Annotated in this window: 14 protein-coding genes; 7 read left to right on the top strand and 7 right to left on the bottom strand. The window is 67.7% G+C overall.

What is annotated here, in order from left to right; genetic code table 11:
• Nucleotides 1-99: 99 nt before the first annotated feature.
• The 3 genes from mnmC1 to FHS02_RS18870 form a co-directional block, all read right to left on the bottom strand.
• A complete protein-coding gene (gene mnmC1 / locus FHS02_RS18880; RefSeq protein WP_307722166.1) occupies nucleotides 100-1,758 on the bottom strand; it encodes an FAD-dependent 5-carboxymethylaminomethyl-2-thiouridine(34) oxidoreductase MnmC1 in 1,659 nt (552 codons plus the stop codon).
• Complete coding sequence (locus FHS02_RS18875) at nucleotides 1,742-2,323, bottom strand: DNA-3-methyladenine glycosylase I (RefSeq protein ID WP_137315884.1); 582 nt, start codon at nucleotides 2,321-2,323, stop codon at nucleotides 1,742-1,744. The genes mnmC1 and FHS02_RS18875 overlap by 17 nt, the downstream gene beginning before the upstream one ends.
• A 132-nt stretch (nucleotides 2,324-2,455) precedes the next feature.
• Nucleotides 2,456-3,976 carry a BCCT family transporter gene (locus tag FHS02_RS18870; RefSeq protein WP_137315883.1) on the bottom strand — a complete coding sequence of 507 codons (1,521 nt, stop codon included), beginning with the start codon at nucleotides 3,974-3,976 and terminating at the stop codon, nucleotides 2,456-2,458.
• 118 nt (nucleotides 3,977-4,094) lie between these two features.
• Here FHS02_RS18870 and FHS02_RS18865 point away from each other — a divergent pair, with 118 nt between their 5' ends.
• Nucleotides 4,095-4,568 (top strand): OsmC family protein, encoded by a 474-nt coding sequence (locus tag FHS02_RS18865; RefSeq protein WP_137315882.1) that lies wholly within the window; start codon nucleotides 4,095-4,097, stop codon nucleotides 4,566-4,568.
• Between the two features lie 82 nt (nucleotides 4,569-4,650).
• On the opposite strand, the gene FHS02_RS18860 is transcribed toward FHS02_RS18865, so the two are convergent.
• Together FHS02_RS18860 and FHS02_RS18855 are read right to left on the bottom strand one after the other, a co-directional pair.
• A complete protein-coding gene (locus tag FHS02_RS18860) occupies nucleotides 4,651-5,337 on the bottom strand; it encodes a DUF4142 domain-containing protein (RefSeq protein WP_175424901.1) in 687 nt (228 codons plus the stop codon).
• 230 nt (nucleotides 5,338-5,567) lie between these two features.
• Nucleotides 5,568-6,110, bottom strand: a complete 543-nt coding sequence (locus FHS02_RS18855; RefSeq protein WP_137315880.1) for a winged helix-turn-helix transcriptional regulator — start codon at nucleotides 6,108-6,110, stop codon at nucleotides 5,568-5,570.
• A 319-nt stretch (nucleotides 6,111-6,429) separates the two neighbouring features.
• Here FHS02_RS18855 and FHS02_RS18850 point away from each other — a divergent pair, with 319 nt between their 5' ends.
• The 4 genes from FHS02_RS18850 (at nucleotide 6,430) to FHS02_RS18835 (ending at nucleotide 9,882) form a co-directional block, all read left to right on the top strand.
• Complete coding sequence (locus tag FHS02_RS18850; protein ID WP_137315879.1) at nucleotides 6,430-7,227, top strand: response regulator transcription factor; 798 nt, start codon at nucleotides 6,430-6,432, stop codon at nucleotides 7,225-7,227.
• 182 nt (nucleotides 7,228-7,409) lie between these two features.
• Nucleotides 7,410-7,793: a BlaI/MecI/CopY family transcriptional regulator gene (locus FHS02_RS18845; protein WP_137315878.1), complete on the top strand. Its 384-nt coding sequence runs from the start codon at nucleotides 7,410-7,412 to the stop codon at nucleotides 7,791-7,793.
• Complete coding sequence (locus tag FHS02_RS18840) at nucleotides 7,790-9,130, top strand: M56 family metallopeptidase (RefSeq protein ID WP_229422321.1); 1,341 nt, start codon at nucleotides 7,790-7,792, stop codon at nucleotides 9,128-9,130. Before FHS02_RS18845 ends, FHS02_RS18840 begins: the two co-directional genes overlap by 4 nt.
• Nucleotides 9,115-9,882, top strand: a complete 768-nt coding sequence (locus tag FHS02_RS18835) for an SIMPL domain-containing protein (RefSeq protein ID WP_175424900.1) — start codon at nucleotides 9,115-9,117, stop codon at nucleotides 9,880-9,882. Before FHS02_RS18840 ends, FHS02_RS18835 begins: the two co-directional genes overlap by 16 nt.
• Nucleotides 9,883-9,909: 27 nt before the next feature.
• Here FHS02_RS18835 and FHS02_RS18830 read toward each other — a convergent pair whose 3' ends face one another.
• Nucleotides 9,910-11,469, bottom strand: coding sequence for a tetratricopeptide repeat protein (locus tag FHS02_RS18830; RefSeq protein ID WP_137315876.1), 1,560 nt, complete (start codon nucleotides 11,467-11,469; stop codon nucleotides 9,910-9,912).
• 301 nt (nucleotides 11,470-11,770) lie between these two features.
• Between FHS02_RS18830 and FHS02_RS18825 the strand changes: the two genes are divergently transcribed.
• Both FHS02_RS18825 and FHS02_RS18820 read left to right on the top strand, forming a co-directional pair.
• Complete coding sequence (locus FHS02_RS18825) at nucleotides 11,771-12,940, top strand: S8 family peptidase (protein WP_137315875.1); 1,170 nt, start codon at nucleotides 11,771-11,773, stop codon at nucleotides 12,938-12,940.
• A gap of 84 nt (nucleotides 12,941-13,024) precedes the next feature.
• Nucleotides 13,025-13,624, top strand: a complete 600-nt coding sequence (locus FHS02_RS18820; protein WP_137315874.1) for an O-methyltransferase — start codon at nucleotides 13,025-13,027, stop codon at nucleotides 13,622-13,624.
• Nucleotides 13,625-13,758: 134 nt separating this feature from the next.
• On the opposite strand, the gene ligK is transcribed toward FHS02_RS18820, so the two are convergent.
• Nucleotides 13,759-14,442 carry a 4-carboxy-4-hydroxy-2-oxoadipate aldolase/oxaloacetate decarboxylase gene (ligK, locus tag FHS02_RS18815; protein ID WP_137317635.1) on the bottom strand — a complete coding sequence of 228 codons (684 nt, stop codon included), beginning with the start codon at nucleotides 14,440-14,442 and terminating at the stop codon, nucleotides 13,759-13,761.
• Nucleotides 14,443-14,457: the final 15 nt, after the last annotated feature.

The following is a 14,457-nucleotide window of genomic DNA, read 5'->3' as shown; positions in this document are numbered from 1 at the left end:
TCGGGCGAGCCGCCTCGATCTTCCATCATTACCCCGCAAAAGTTTCAGTACGGCAATTATAGCCGCGAAGCCGCATGAAATCTGGGGTTTACGGCGTGGCTATGGCGCGCCCGCCACAGTTTTGCGGCGGGATTTGAGTAAAAAACGGCCCGGATCGAGGGCGGCGGCCAGCGTTGTCTCGAGCGGCGATGCCTGTCCCTCAAGATTGCATGCTAGCAACTCGGCGGCCAGCGGCGCCCAGATCAGGCCGCGCGAGGCGTAGCCCAGCAGCGCATGCAGGCCCGGATGCCGGGCCACGTCGCGCAGGCGCTCCGGCTGGCCCGCGGCGGTGTAGTCCGGCAGCGTGCCCACCAGCGGCAGCCGGTCCGGCGCCATGCACCGCAGGCCGACGCGGCCCGCCAGCGGCGGCTCGGCCGGCACGCGATGGCGCCCGAGGATCTCGCGCGCCCGTTCCAGGTTCTCCGCCTGGCTGGCCGGCCACAGCGCGCGGTCGCCGGCACGGTCGTACGTGGCGCCGACACTGGCAATGCCATCCATTGCCGGCGTCATGTAAGCCTCGCGGCACACTACCAGCGGCAGCGCAGCGAACGTGTCGGCGGCCAGGTGCGTGACCTGGCCGCGCATCGTATACAGCGGCAGCGGCGCCGTCTGCGGCAGTTGCATTGCGCCGGCACCGTTCGCAACGATCACGTGCGCGCCGTCGGCCAGGATCGCGCCTCCCCCACCGCGCACCAGCCAGCGCTCGCCCGCCCGCTCGAGCGACAACGCTTCGGCATGGAACACGCGCCGCAGGCGGTTGCCGCACGCGGCCAGCATGGCCCGGCACACCGACGCGGGGTTGGCCCAGCCACCCAGCGGGAACAGCCAGGCGCCATGCGGCGTGGCCGACCCGAGCAGCGCGGATGCCTGCGCATCGTCCAGCCAGCGCACATATTCCGGCGGGTAGCGCCATGCATCGGCCACCTCCCGCTGCAGCGCCGCGTGTTCCGCATCGCGCGCCAGTTGCAGCACGCCGCACTGCTGGCCCACGATCGGTGCGCTGCCATCGGGCGCCATGCCGCCCAGCGCGTGCCAGCGGCGCAATGCGTACAGGTAGGCGGCGCGCGTCAGGCGGGTCGGGATATTGTCGTCACGCGACAGCAGCGGCATGAAGATGCCGGCCCGGTTGCCGGATGCTTCCTGCGCCGGCTCGTCGTGCCGCTCGACCAGCGTCACCTGCCAGCCACGCGCGCACAGGCGCTCGCAGGCGGCGGCACCGGCCACGCCGGCGCCGATGACGACGGCGCTGCGTACCGGTGGCGCGGGCTGGGGCGGCTGCGGCTTGCGGCTCGTGTAGCGCGCTTCGAGGGGCTCGGTTTCGGCATCCCACGAAAAGCCGGCGGCGCGCAAACCGCGGCGCCAGGCTTCGTCGCCCAGCTGCGTGACGAGCCGGGCGCCGGGCACGGCAAGCCGGGACAGGGCCCGCAACGGCGCAGGGCCCGGTGCGAAGAACTCGTCGACCCGCGCGGAAATTTCCGGCAGCAGCGTGTCGGGCTCGCCCAGCACGACGTCGACGACCGTGCGGCCGCCATCGAGTTCGAGCCGGTGCAGGCCCGGCACGTCCACCGGCCAGCACGCGGCGAGTTCGGGATCGGCTGCCGCCGGCAGCGCGGGCATCACCGCGATGTAGTGCAGCATGCCGCCCGCGGCGCGGGCGGCGGCAAGGCGCTTCCCGTCGAACGCCAGGTCGAGGATGACGCGATCAGCCAAGGCTTGCACACTCCGCGTGCCGGAAGCAGGCGGCATCATGGTCGTTGACGATGCCGATGCCCTGCAGGTACGCATACACGATCGTGGAACCGACGAACTTGAAACCCCGTTTTGCCAGGTCCTTCGAGACGCGGTCGGAGAGTTCCGTCTTCGCCATGCGGTCGGCAGGCGTGCCGATGTGGTTGCAAACCGGCTTGCCGTCCACCCAGGCCCACAGGTAGCCGTCGAGCGTCTGCCCCTGTTCGCGCAGGCGCAGGTAAGCCTGTGCATTCGTGATGGCGGCGGCCACCTTGAGGCGGTTGCGCACGATGCCGGGGTTGGCCAGCAGCTCGGCCACCTTGTCCGGCCCGTAGGCGGCGATCTTCACGGGATCCCAGTCGTCGAACGCGGCCCGGTAGGTATCGCGCTTGTTCAGGATGGTCTCCCACGACAGGCCCGCCTGTGCGCCCTCCAGGTTCAGCATCTCGAACAGCCGGCGCTCGTCGTGGCACGGCACGCCCCACTCGCCGTCGTGGTAGGCGATGTAGCGGGGATTGGCGGGATTGGCCCAGGTGCAGCGGACAACGGTGGACATGGCGGCTGGCGGCGAGTTGGCGAGCCGCCAGTATAGTGGAGCTAACTGCGGTGGAGCTAACTGCGGTGGAGCTAACTGCGGTGGAGCTAACTGCGGTGGAGCTAACTGCGGTGGAGCTTGCTGCGGTGGAGCCTACTGCGACGCCATCTGCCGCAGCCTGCGTTTCAGCTCCCGCTCGCGGCGCTGCTCCTCGTCCCAGTCGCCGCGCACGCCGAGCCACAGCGACCATGCCATCATTACGATGACGACCGTGAACGGCAGCGCGAACACGAAGGTCGCCGTCTGCACCGCCTTCAAGCCGCCGGCCAGCAGGAGGCTGAGGGCGATGCCGGCGATCAGCACGCCCCAGACCATCTTGACGCGCGCCGGCGGGTGCGGATTGCCGCTGGTGCTCATCATGCTCAGCACCAGCACCGCCGAGTCGCCCGAGGTGACGAAGAACACCAGCACCAGCACGGTGGCAACGACCGACATCAGCGAGCCCCCGGGCAATGCGTCGAACATCTGGAACAGCGCCGTCGACACGTCCGCCTTCACCGCCTCGGACAGGGGCACGTGCTGCCATACTTCCAGGTACAGCGCGGTACCGCCGAAGATCGAGAACCACAGGAAGGCCGCCAGCGACGGCGCCGCCACGGTACCGACGATGAATTCGCGGATCGTGCGACCGCGCGACACGCGGGCGATGAACAAGCCTACGAACGGCGACCACGACACCCACCAGGCCCAGTAGAAGATGGTCCAGCCGCCCACCCAGTTGGTGTCGCGGAACGGCGTCATGCGCAGGCTCATGCGCACGAATTCGGACAGGTAGCTGCCCACCGTGTTGGTCAGCGTATCGACGATGACGACGGTCGGTCCGAGCACGAACACGGCGAGCGCCAGCAGCGCCGCCAGCATCATGTTGGCGTTCGACAGGATGCGCACGCCCTTGTCGACGCCGCTCACCGCCGACCCGATGAACAGCGCGGTGGCGACGACGATGATGGCCACCTGCGTCGCCTCCGTGTTCGGCAGGCCGAACACGGAGCTCAGGCCGCTGTTGATCTGCAGCGCGCCCATGCCGAGCGAGGCGGCCACGCCGAACGCGGTGGCGATCGTGGCCAGCGCGTTGAACAGGCCGCCGAGCCGCTTCGGCCACCGCCACGGCAGCGCATCCGTCACGGTGCTGATCAGCGAGCGGCCGTCGCGGCGGTACAGGAAGAAGGCGATCGCCAGCGCGACGATGCTGTAGACGGCCCACGGGTGCACGCCCCAGTGGAACAGCGCATGGCGCATGGCGGCGTTGGCCGCTTCCGGCGTACCGGGCCGGATGCCGGGCGGCGGTGCCACGTTGAAGTGGGAGATCGGCTCGGCCACGCCCCAGAACACGAGGCCGATGCCCATGCCGGCCGCGAACAGCATCGAGAACCAGCTCTTCGTCGAGAACTCCGGCGTTTCATCCTCGCCGCCCAGCTTCAGGTCGCCGTACCGGCTGAACGCCAGGAACAGCGCGAACAGCACGAGGCCCAGCACGAGCCACAGGTACAGCCAGCCGAAGTTACGGGTGATGGCGGCCAGCACCATGTCGAATTGCGCGGCCATGGTGTCGGGCGCAAGCACGCCCCAGATAACGATCAGCAGGATGAAGCCTGCCGTGAAAAACAGTTGCATGATTTCCCTCCATGGCCGCTTGCGTCGGCCGGCGGGCGATTATAGGGCGCATCCCGGCGGCATGTCGGCCGCTTGCCGCGCTACACTCACGGTATCGCCAACCTCGCCGGGAGACCCCATGCAATTCGAAGCACGACTGGAATGGCAGCGCAACGGCCAGCCCTTCCTCGACCAGAAATACAGCCGCGGCCACGAATGGAGCTTCGATGGCGGCCTGCGCGTACCGGCGTCGTCGTCGCCGCTGTCGGTGCCGCTGCCGATGTCGGTGGCGGACAACGTCGATCCCGAAGAAGCCCTGGTGGCCGCGGCCGCCAGCTGCCACATGCTGTTCTTCCTGTCGATCGCGGCAAGGCGCGGCCACGTCGTGGAAAGCTACGTGGACAACGCCGTCGGCCTGCTGGAGAAGGATGCCGCCGGCCGCATGGCGATGACGAACATCACGCTGCGCCCCGAGATCGTGTTTGCCGGCGGCGAATGGCCGGACGAGGAAGAGATCGCCGCAATCCACCACGAGGCGCACGACAAGTGCTATATCGCGAACTCGCTGAAGACGGAGATCACGATCGAGCCGGCGATCGAACCGGAAGGCTGACGTGACAACAGCCCGGTGCAGGCAGCGGGCCGCATAAAAAAACCCGGTGCTTGCACCGGGCCTGGTTACGCCAGCGGCGAACTTACCTGGCAGGCGGATTCGTTGTCTGATTCGCCGGATTCGCCGGGTTATCAGTATTGCCGCTCGATTGCTGCTGGGTGCTGATCTTGTCCTTGGCATTCGGCATGGCCGAGCCCCCGGTGCTGCCGGCGCCCGAAGATCCCATCGCGGTGCCGCTCTTCATGCCCTTCATGGTCGATGCGAGCTGCTGGACATGGCCCATGTGCTGGTCGATCACCGGCTGCAATTTCGCGGCCAGTGCCTTCACGTCCGCATCCTTGGCGTTCGACTGCGTCTTCACGACGAGGGCATGGGCTTCCTTGTGGCTCTTTTCGCCGCCCATCTCGAGATACGCCTTGTCGAATTTCTCACCGGACATGGCCTGCAGTTTCTTCGCCATGGCCTTGTGCTTCGCATCCGGCTCGCTCGGCAGCGTGACGTTCTTGGCCTGCGCCACGGTACGCACTTCTTCCAGGCCCTTCGTATGATCGTCGATCATTTGCTGGGCGAATGCCTTCACTTCGGCATTCTGCGATTTCTGCAGCGCGATCCTGCCGGCTTCGACTTCCGTCATGTTGACGATCGCCATGTCTTTCAGCGCCTTTTCGTCGGCTTTCGCCAGCGACTGGGCGTAGGCCGAGCCCATGCCCATCAGGACGGCCAGCAGCGGCACGCCCAGGTAGCTCTTCCACATCCTTGCCTTGTTCATTCCATTCTCCTTGATTGTCGGGTTTGTGTAACAAAGACAGAGGCCGCTTTCAGGAACCATATGCGGATTATTGAAATAGATATGCATCTTACGGCGGAACGCGCCGTGGAGACGCACATTAGGCGGCACGGGCGGGGAGATGAGCGAAATAAAGACGGGGCCGGCAAAAAGGCCCCGGCAGCGCGAAGCGGCCGGGGCCCGTTACATCGTTATATCGTTACATCGGGGTACTAGTTGGCGCCGGGATTGGCGGTGCCGTTACTTCCCACATGCTTGATGAATGGCACACGCTGGCTGACTTCGTGCAGCCGTGCCCGCATGAGTTCCGGGGCCGCCGGGCCCGGTGCGAATACATAATGCTCGTCGCTGATCGGGCTGCCACTGCGCTTGTCCACCAGCATCTGCTCGGCCGGCTGGCCGGTCTCACGGTGAACCACGAGCAGGCTGGCCCCTTCCGGCGCCAGGTGTTCATTGCCCCATGCCACGAATGCCAGCAGCACAGGTTTGAATGCGCGACCTTTCTCGGTCAGCAGATACTCGTAGCGCGGCGGCCGGGCACTGTACTGCCGCTTTTCCATCAGGCCGCCCGCCACCAGTCCGGCCAGGCGCCGGGTCAGCATGTTGGGGGCGATCTTCAGGCTTTTTTCAAACTCGTCGAACCGGGTCAGCCCGTAAAACGCATCGCGCAGGATGAGAATGCTCCACCATTCGCCTACCTTGCCGAGGCTGCGCGCAATCGGACAAGGCATCTGGCCAAAATCGGTATGTTTCATTATTCCTCCCACTTGTGCACATTTAAAAACGAACGAGCGCAACAGAAGCTACGTTTTACACTGAAAAGAGGTCGAACAAACTATCGAATAATCACCAACGGGATAAAAGAACCATTTTTTTCACTCTGTGCTCAGCCCTATCCGGGATCGTGCCCGCAGAATGGGCAACTGGTCTTTTGCAATGTGAGAAAAAATGATCGAACAGCGCGAGGAGCGATATTTTCTATTTAATTACGGTGCATAATATATGCAGCCATATGCAGCCCGATTAGCAGCCCGAAGGCCGCAGCCAACCTTATGTCGATGTAATGTCCAAGTTATGTACCTGACTACCGACGCTACCGTCCGCAATATCCTGATCGTGGACGATTCAGCTTTCGAACAGCGCCTGCTGGCCGACCTGCTGAGTGAAATGCCCTACCGTGTCTGCGTTGCCTTCAATGGCGCGGAGGGCTACCGGCTTGCATTGACCCGGCATCCCGACCTGATCCTGCTCGATGTGCGCATGCCCGACATGGACGGCTATACCTGTTGCCGCTTGCTGAAAGCCAACCCGGCCACGCAGCACATTCCCGTGATCTTCGTCAGCGGCACCGAATCGGCGGAAGAGCGCATCCTCGGCCTGTCGATCGGCGGTGTCGACTTCGTCAGCAAGCCCTTCATGCCGGCCGAACTGGCCGCGCGCATCCATGTCCACCTGAACCTGGTTCCCCGGCAGGAGCCGGCGTCCGCCCCGGCGCCGGCGCCCCTGCTGGCCCTGGCTGCCGCACCGGCCGAGACCGATGCCGTCACGGTGCGTGCCGCGATGCGGCTGATCCAGGACAACCTGGGCGCGCTGCCGAGGCTGGCGGAGATCGCCCGCAACGTGGGGACCTACCGCGAAAAGCTCAGCGCGCTGTTCCGCGAGCAGACCGGCAAGACCGTCTTTGCCTTCGTGCGCGAGGAGCGGCTTGCGCGCGGCATGCAACTGCTGCGCGAGACCGATTTCGACGTGCAGCACATCGCGCAACTGCTGGGCTTTCGCAGCGCCGCCAATTTCGCCACCGCGTTCCGCGCCCGGACGGGAACCACCCCCGGCGCCTACCGGCTGGCCATGCTGGACAAGGCCGGCAACTAGCGGCCGTTGCCAGACCGGTACCACGCCCTTTGCAGCAAAACAACCCTTTGTAGACTACTAAGTCTACGAGCAACACCCCGGTTGTTCTGCTTGTGCAGGAAGATCTCGCATGCAAGCAAAAATTTAAGTATACAAATCGGTCTACGTTGGCTATCGTGTAAAAAACTTCACGAGGAACCGCGATGGCCGCTCCCCCCGAATTACCGAAGCCCACGCCGGCCGAGCTGGAATTGCTGCAGGCGCTGTGGCCGCTGGGTTCCGCTACCGCGCGCCAGGTCCACGATGCGCTGCGCGACAGCCGGCCCGACCTGGGCTATGGCGCAGTGCTGCGCCTGATGCAGGTCATGCACGGCAAGGGCCTGCTGATCCGCGACGACCGCCAGCGCTCCCACGTCTACGCACCGGCGCAGCCGCGCGACGCCCTGCAGACCAACCTGCTGAAAGACCTGCTGCAGCGCGCCTTTGCCGGTTCGGCCAAGGCGCTGGTGCTGGCCGCGCTGAAGACGGGCATTTCGCGCAAGGACCGCGAGGAAATCGAACGGATGCTGAAGGAGGAGAAGGAATGAATGCGGCATCCACCGTGGGGGCGAGCTTGGGAACGACCGCGGCACCGCTTGCGGAGATGACGGCGGCTTTCCTGCGGCCGGGCGGCGTCGTCGACGCGCTGGGCTGGGCTCTCGTGCACTTCCTGTGGCAGGGTGCGCTGGTGGGCGCCGCGACCGCGCTCGTGCTGGCCGCGCTGCCCGCTGCCCGGCCGCAGCTGCGCTATGCCATCGCCTGCGCCGGCCTGCTGGCCTGCTTGCTGTGGCCGGCCGTCACGCTGGTACTGCGGCTGCGTGGCGGCGCGGTGGCAGAAGGGATCGCCACGGCCGCCCAGCTGGCCGGTCCGTTGCAGGCCGGGCGGATCGCCGGCACGGTGCAGGCGCACATGGGCTGGATCGTTTCGGCCTGGGCCGCCTGCTGCGTGGTGCTGCTGGCGCGCACTGCGCTCGGCATGGCGTGGATAACCCGCGCGGTCCGCGCCGGCGCCCGCGACCCCCAATGGCAGGCGCGGCTGGACCAGCTGGCCATGGCGATGGGCGTGGCCCGGCAGGTGCGGCTGCGCATCGTGGCTGGCCTGGCCAGTCCCGTCACGGCGGGCTGCTGGCGCCCGGTCGTGCTGGTGCCGGCGAGCCTGCTGTCCGGCATGCCGCCCGAGCTGCTGCAGGCGCTGCTGGCACATGAAATGGCGCACATCCGCCGTCACGACTACGTTGTCAACATCGTGCAGAACCTGGCCGAGATCCTGCTGTTCTACCACCCTGCCGTGTGGTGGCTCTCGCGCCGCATCCGTTTCGAACGCGAGCTGATCGCGGACGACCTGGCCGCCGGCCATGCCGGCGGTCCGCGCCGCCTGGCGCATGCCCTGTCCGAACTGGAGAAGCGCCAGTTCGCCCACCACGAACCGGCTCTTGCGGCCGATGGAGGAGATTTGATGAACCGGATTACCCGACTGCTGCGCCCCGCCACCCGGCGCGCGCCTTCCACCACCGTCGCCACGGCGCTGGCCACCGTGTTGCCGGCACTGGCGCTGGCCAGCGCCTTTTTCGCGGGCCAGGCCCAGGCGGACGTCGTGAATGCCAAACCGGACAAGCGGGCTGTGGTCGACTTCAAGAGCTGCGCCAAGCCGGTGTGGCCGCAAGCGTCGCTGGCGGCCCGGCACACGGGCGCGGTGACGCTGCGCTTCCTGATCGGCAAGGACGGCACCGTGGACGATGCGAAAGTGAAGAAATCGAGCGGCCACCCGGCACTGGACGACGCCGCACTGGAAGGCATCCGCAAATGCCGGTTCATCGCCGGCATGAGCAACGGCGAACCGGTCACGTCGTGGATGCAGATGCAATACGTGTGGACGTTCAATTGAGGGGCCGCTTCCTGGCCCTGCTGCTGGCGGCAGCCTGCGGTGCCGCCGGCGCCGCCGACCTGCCCGCGCATCCGTTCGTGTCCACCTCCGGCAAGGCGCAGACATGGGTGGAGCCCGACATCGCCGCGCTGTACTTCGAGACCGGCGCGCAGGATGGCAGCGCCGGGCAGGCCGCCGCCGCGCTGGACGAACTGTCCGCCGCCATCGCCGCGCTGCTGGCCGAACACGGCGTGGCCGAGGGCGACATCGACGGCGCCGAGCTGGCGAAAAAAACGGTAAGCCTGTCGAAGCCGGCGGCGGACGGCAGCACCATGGCCTACCTGCTGACGCGCCACTACCGGGTGCAGGTGCGCGACCTGGCGCGCCTGCCCGACCTGGTAGCCGCGCTGCTGGCACGCGAGCACGTGGACAGCCTGAGCGCCTCGTTCGACCGCACGGACAGGAACGCCATCGAGCGCGAGCTGATGGGCCAGGCGGCCGCCGATGCGCGCGCCAACGGCACACTGCTGGCCGAAGCGTTCGGCCGCAAACTGGGCCCTGCCGTGGCGATCGCCCGCGCGCCGCTGGACAAGATGGCACCGGCACTGCTGGCACCGCCCGGCGCCGGGACGCCGTCGCTGCCGCAGGCGCACGGCGTGAAGGCTTATTCGGTGCCGCCGGCACTCCCGTTCGCGCAATCGGTGACGGCGGTGTTCAAGCTTGGCGGACCTTCCGCCGATACGTCCACCGCTGCCAAAAAGACAGCGCGTTGACCGGACGGCCGGCGGCCGTATAAATGCTCAGGCAAGCGCCATGACCGCCAGCAGGCCGGCCACGTCGACGCCGCTGTCCTGCCGCAGCGTGCATGACTCCAGCGCGCGCAGGGCAAAGCCATGGCGGGTCGCCTGCTGTTGCAGGTATGGCGCCGCATGCGCATAACGGCCGGACCGGCGCAGCGCGTATCCAGCACTGTCGCTGCCCTGCGCCGCGCCGTCTTCCAGCATCTCGACCGAGAACGCGAACACGCCGCCGGCGCGCAGCGCCCGCCGTGCGGCGGCGAACAGCGCGTCGAGATCGCCGACGTACACCAGCACGTCGGCGGCCGCCAGCACGTCCCACCGCCGGCCGTCGTCCCGCAGGAACGCCACGATGTCGGCGCACGCCAGTTCGTCGTAGACGTCCAGCGCGCCGGCCCGGGCCAGCATCGCGCGCGACAGGTCGACACCGGCCAGATGCCGCGCGACAGGCCGCAGCAGCGGGCCGCACAGGCCGGTGCCGCAGCCCAGGTCCAGCACGTCGAGGTCCGCTGCGGTGTGCTCCGCTGCGGCGTTCTCCGCTGTGGTGTTCTCCATTACCCGTGGCAGGTGCCGCCGCAGCAGGCCGGCCAGCAGCGCCGGCGTGCGGTAACGCAGTTCGTCGACCAGGTGCCGGTCGAAGCGCGGCGCGTAGCTGTCGAACAGCGCCGCCACGTAATCGGGCGGCGACGCCTGCGGCGCGGCGCCGGCGCCCAGCGCGGCCAGCAGGTAGTCGACCGTGGCGGCATCGGCGCCCATTTTCTTCGCCTGCCGGTAGGCGATGACCGCCGCCTCGTGCCGGCCCAGTGCGCGCAAGGTGTTCGCCAGCCCGAGCTGGGCCCGCGCGTAGCCGGGCCGGGCGGCCAGCGCACGGTGCCAGCTGTCCAGCGCCGCCTCGGGCTGGCCCGCATACAGCAGCAGGCTGGCGCGCCCGCACCAGGCTTCGGCATAGCCGGGCCGCAGTTGCAGTGCACGATCGAAGCCTTGCAGCGCTCCGTCGGCATCGCCGGTGGCGAGCAGCGATACGGCGGCGCCGTTGACCGCTTCCGGCCAGGCCGGCCGGACAGCGAGCGCCGCGGCAAAGCCGTCCAGCGCGGCCTCGTGCCGGCCCAGTTCCTGCAGCGCCAGCGCGCGGTTGCACAGCGCTTCCGGATAGCCCGGCGACAGCGCCAGCGCGGCCGCATAACTGTCCAGCGCTTCGTCCAGGCGGCCGAGACGGCGCAGTGCGTTGGCGCGATTGCACAGCGCCAGCGGATAGGCAGGCTGCAGGGCCAGCGCGCGGTCATAGCTGGCCAGCGCATCGCCATCGCGGCCGGCGTCCTGCTGGGCCGCGCCCAGGTTGCAGTGGGCGATCGCGCGCGTACCGTCCAGCGCGATGGCACGGCCGATCAGTTCCAGTGCGCGCTGCGCATCGCCACGCTGGCGCGCCAGCACGCCGGTCAGGTGCAGCGCATCGAAGTTGGCAGGATCGTGTTGCAGGACTTGCGCATACAGCGCCTCGGCGTCGGCGAATGCGCCGCGCTGGTGGTGCCCGACGGCTTGCCGCAGGAGGGAATCGATTGTCATGACGGTATTAAACCGGGCAAGTTGTCCAAGGTCAAACGCTTGTCACATTCACGCGGCAGAATACGCCTGCTTCTGTGGAGAGGGGCACAACCTGGCGGCGCGAGCCGCCACTACCGGCGCCGGCGGTCGGGAAATATACCGGCACCACATTCTTTCCCGTCGCAACAGCGACTGGATGCACAACGGCCAGCAGTGACTTTGATCTTCATCAAAGTATCGGTGTAATTATCTTCAGTCCGTCTGCGCTATTCCTATACTGATTCCCCAACGCTCGCGTCCCGCGGGCGGCACAGGGGGAAACATGAAAAACTATATCGTGTTGCGCAGCAATGTTCGCCCATCGCTGCGCGGCGGCATGGCCGGCGTACTGCGCGACGGCGCCACGCCGACCGTCACGGTGGAGCGGGTCGACGAACGCCACGTGGCGCAACTGCGCGAGGAGCCCGAAGTACAGATCGTGGCGCCGTCGATGCCGACCCGCCTGATTGTCCCGCTGAATGCCCAGCCGGCCGCCGCGGGACCCAGCTGGGGCATCGCGGCCGTGGGTGCCGATCGCAGCCCCTTTACCGGTGCCGGCGTCACGGTGGCCGTGCTCGACACGGGGATCGATGCCGCGCATCCCGCTTTCGGCGGCGTACAGCTGGTGCAGAAGGATTTCAGCGGCGACGGCGATGGCGATGCCTTCGGCCACGGCACGCACTGCGCCGGCACGATCTTCGGGCGCGACGTCGGCAGCGATGGCAATGCCACGCGCATCGGCGTGGCGCGCGGCATCGAGCGCGCACTGATCGGCAAGGTGCTGGGCAACGACGGCTCGGGCAGCACCGACATGCTGGTCAACGGCATGACCTGGGCACTGCAGAACAAGGCGCACATCATCTCGATGTCGCTCGGCTTCGACTTCCCAGGCATGGTCACACAGCTCGTCGACAGCGGCGTGCCGGTCGATATCGCCACCTCGCAGGCACTGGAAGCCTATCGCGACAACCTGCGCATCTTCGACGCGGTGATGGCCATGATGGACGCGCAGGGCGGGCTGGATACGGAACCGCTGGTGGTGGCCGCGTCGGGCAACGAGAGCCGGCGCGAGGTGGATGCGCAGTTCCGCGTGGCCGCTTCGCTGCCGGCCGCCGCCGACGACGTGCTGTCGGTGGCGGCGATCGGCCGCGGCGGCGCCACGCTGACGGTGGCGAACTTTTCCAACACGATGGCGCGGATCAGCGCTCCCGGCGTCGACATCACCAGCGCCTTCCCCGGTGGCGGTTTGCAGACGTGGAGCGGCACCAGCATGGCCTGCCCGCACGTGGCCGGCGTCGCCGCGCTGTGGTGGGAAGCGCTGCGCGCCGAAGGGCGCGATCCCGATGCGCGGCTGGTGGCGGCGCGGCTGTCCGCCAGCGCCCGGCGCAACGTGTTCGCGCCCGACGTGGACCCGGCCGATATCGGCGACGGGTTCCTGACGGCGCCGGAGTGACGGCTGCCGGAACGGTCACGTTCGCGCGTGGCCACTCCTGCCCGAGTTCTGGCAGCATGACCCCTCCATAGCCGAGGAGCCCACATGAATGCCGACCTGAACCTGCTGCTGGAAGAACTCGAACGATTCGGTGAAGCCAACGACGGCGGCATCGGCCGCGGCGATCCGGCCAGCGCGCAGCGCATGCTGAACATCACGCGCGATACCGGTGAGTTCCTCGCCTTGCTGGTGCGCGCCACGCGGGCCCGCGACATCCTGGAGATCGGCACGTCGAACGGCTACTCGACGCTGTGGCTGGCCGATGCGGCGGCGGCCGACGGCGGCAAGGTGACGACGGTCGAACTCCACGATACCAAGTACCGCATGGCGCTGGAGAACTTTGCCCGTGCCGGCCTGGGCGACCGGATCGACAGCCTGAATGCCGATGCGGGCGAGGTGCTGCGGGTGGCCGGCGATGCGGCCTACGACATGGTATTCCTGGATTCGGATCGGACCCAATACCTGGGCTGGTGGCCGGAAATCCGGCGCGTGCTGCGCCCGCGTGGCCTGCTGGTGGTCGACAACGCGGTATCGCACGCCGACCAGATTGCCGGTTTCGCACAGACCGTCGAGGCCGACGGCTTCACGTGCAGCCTGGTCCCGGTCGGCAAGGGCGAATTGCTGGCCACGCGCGGCGCAGGCTGACGCCATGCCGAATTGCTGAGCCCGTGTCACCGTGCCTGGCACCGGGACACGGGCTCAGCCGCATGGCAGCCCGGCTCAGTCCGTGTCACCGTGCCTGGCACCGGGACACGGGCTCAGCCGCATGGCAGCCCGGCTCAGTCGATGTACTTGAGCCCCGCGGCAGCCAGCGGCTCGCGCATGTTGTACATGTCCAGCCCCAGTACGCCGCTGGCCAGCCTGGCGCGCTTTTCGCCTTCCAGGTCTTCGCGCTGTTGCGCCACGGCGGCCACGCGCGCGGCATCGGCGGCCGGCACGACGACGATGCCGTCTTCATCGGCCACGATCACGTCGCCCGGGTTCACCAGCGCACCGGCGCACAGCACGGGGATGTTGACGGAACCCAGCGTCGACTTGATGCAGCCCTTGGCGCTGATGGATTTGCTCCACACGGGGAAGCCCATCTCGCGCAGGAACTTCACGTCGCGCACGCCGGCGTCGATAACCAGCCCCTTCGCGCCGCGCGCCTGGAAGCTGGTGGCCAGCAGGTCGCCGAAATAGCCGTCCGTGCAGTCGGCCGTGATCGCCGCCACCACGATGTCGCCCGGCTGGATCTGTTCGGCCACCACGTGCATCATCCAGTTGTCGCCCGGGTGCAGCAGCACGGTGACGGCGGTGCCGGCCGCCTCGGCGCCCTGCCAGACCGGCCGCATATGGGGTTTCATCAGGCCCACGCGGCCCATGGCCTCGTGCACGGTGGCGCTGCCGAACTTCGCCAGTTGCGCGACGGCGGCCGGGTCGGCCCGCTCGATGTTGCGCCTGACGATGCCCAGCTGGTTGATCAGCGGTGTGCTCAT

Source organism: Pseudoduganella umbonata, from assembly GCF_014192225.1.
GTDB classification, from domain to species: Bacteria; Pseudomonadota; Gammaproteobacteria; order Burkholderiales; family Burkholderiaceae_D; genus Rugamonas; species Rugamonas umbonata.
This window is presented reverse-complemented; position numbering and strand designations above follow the sequence as displayed.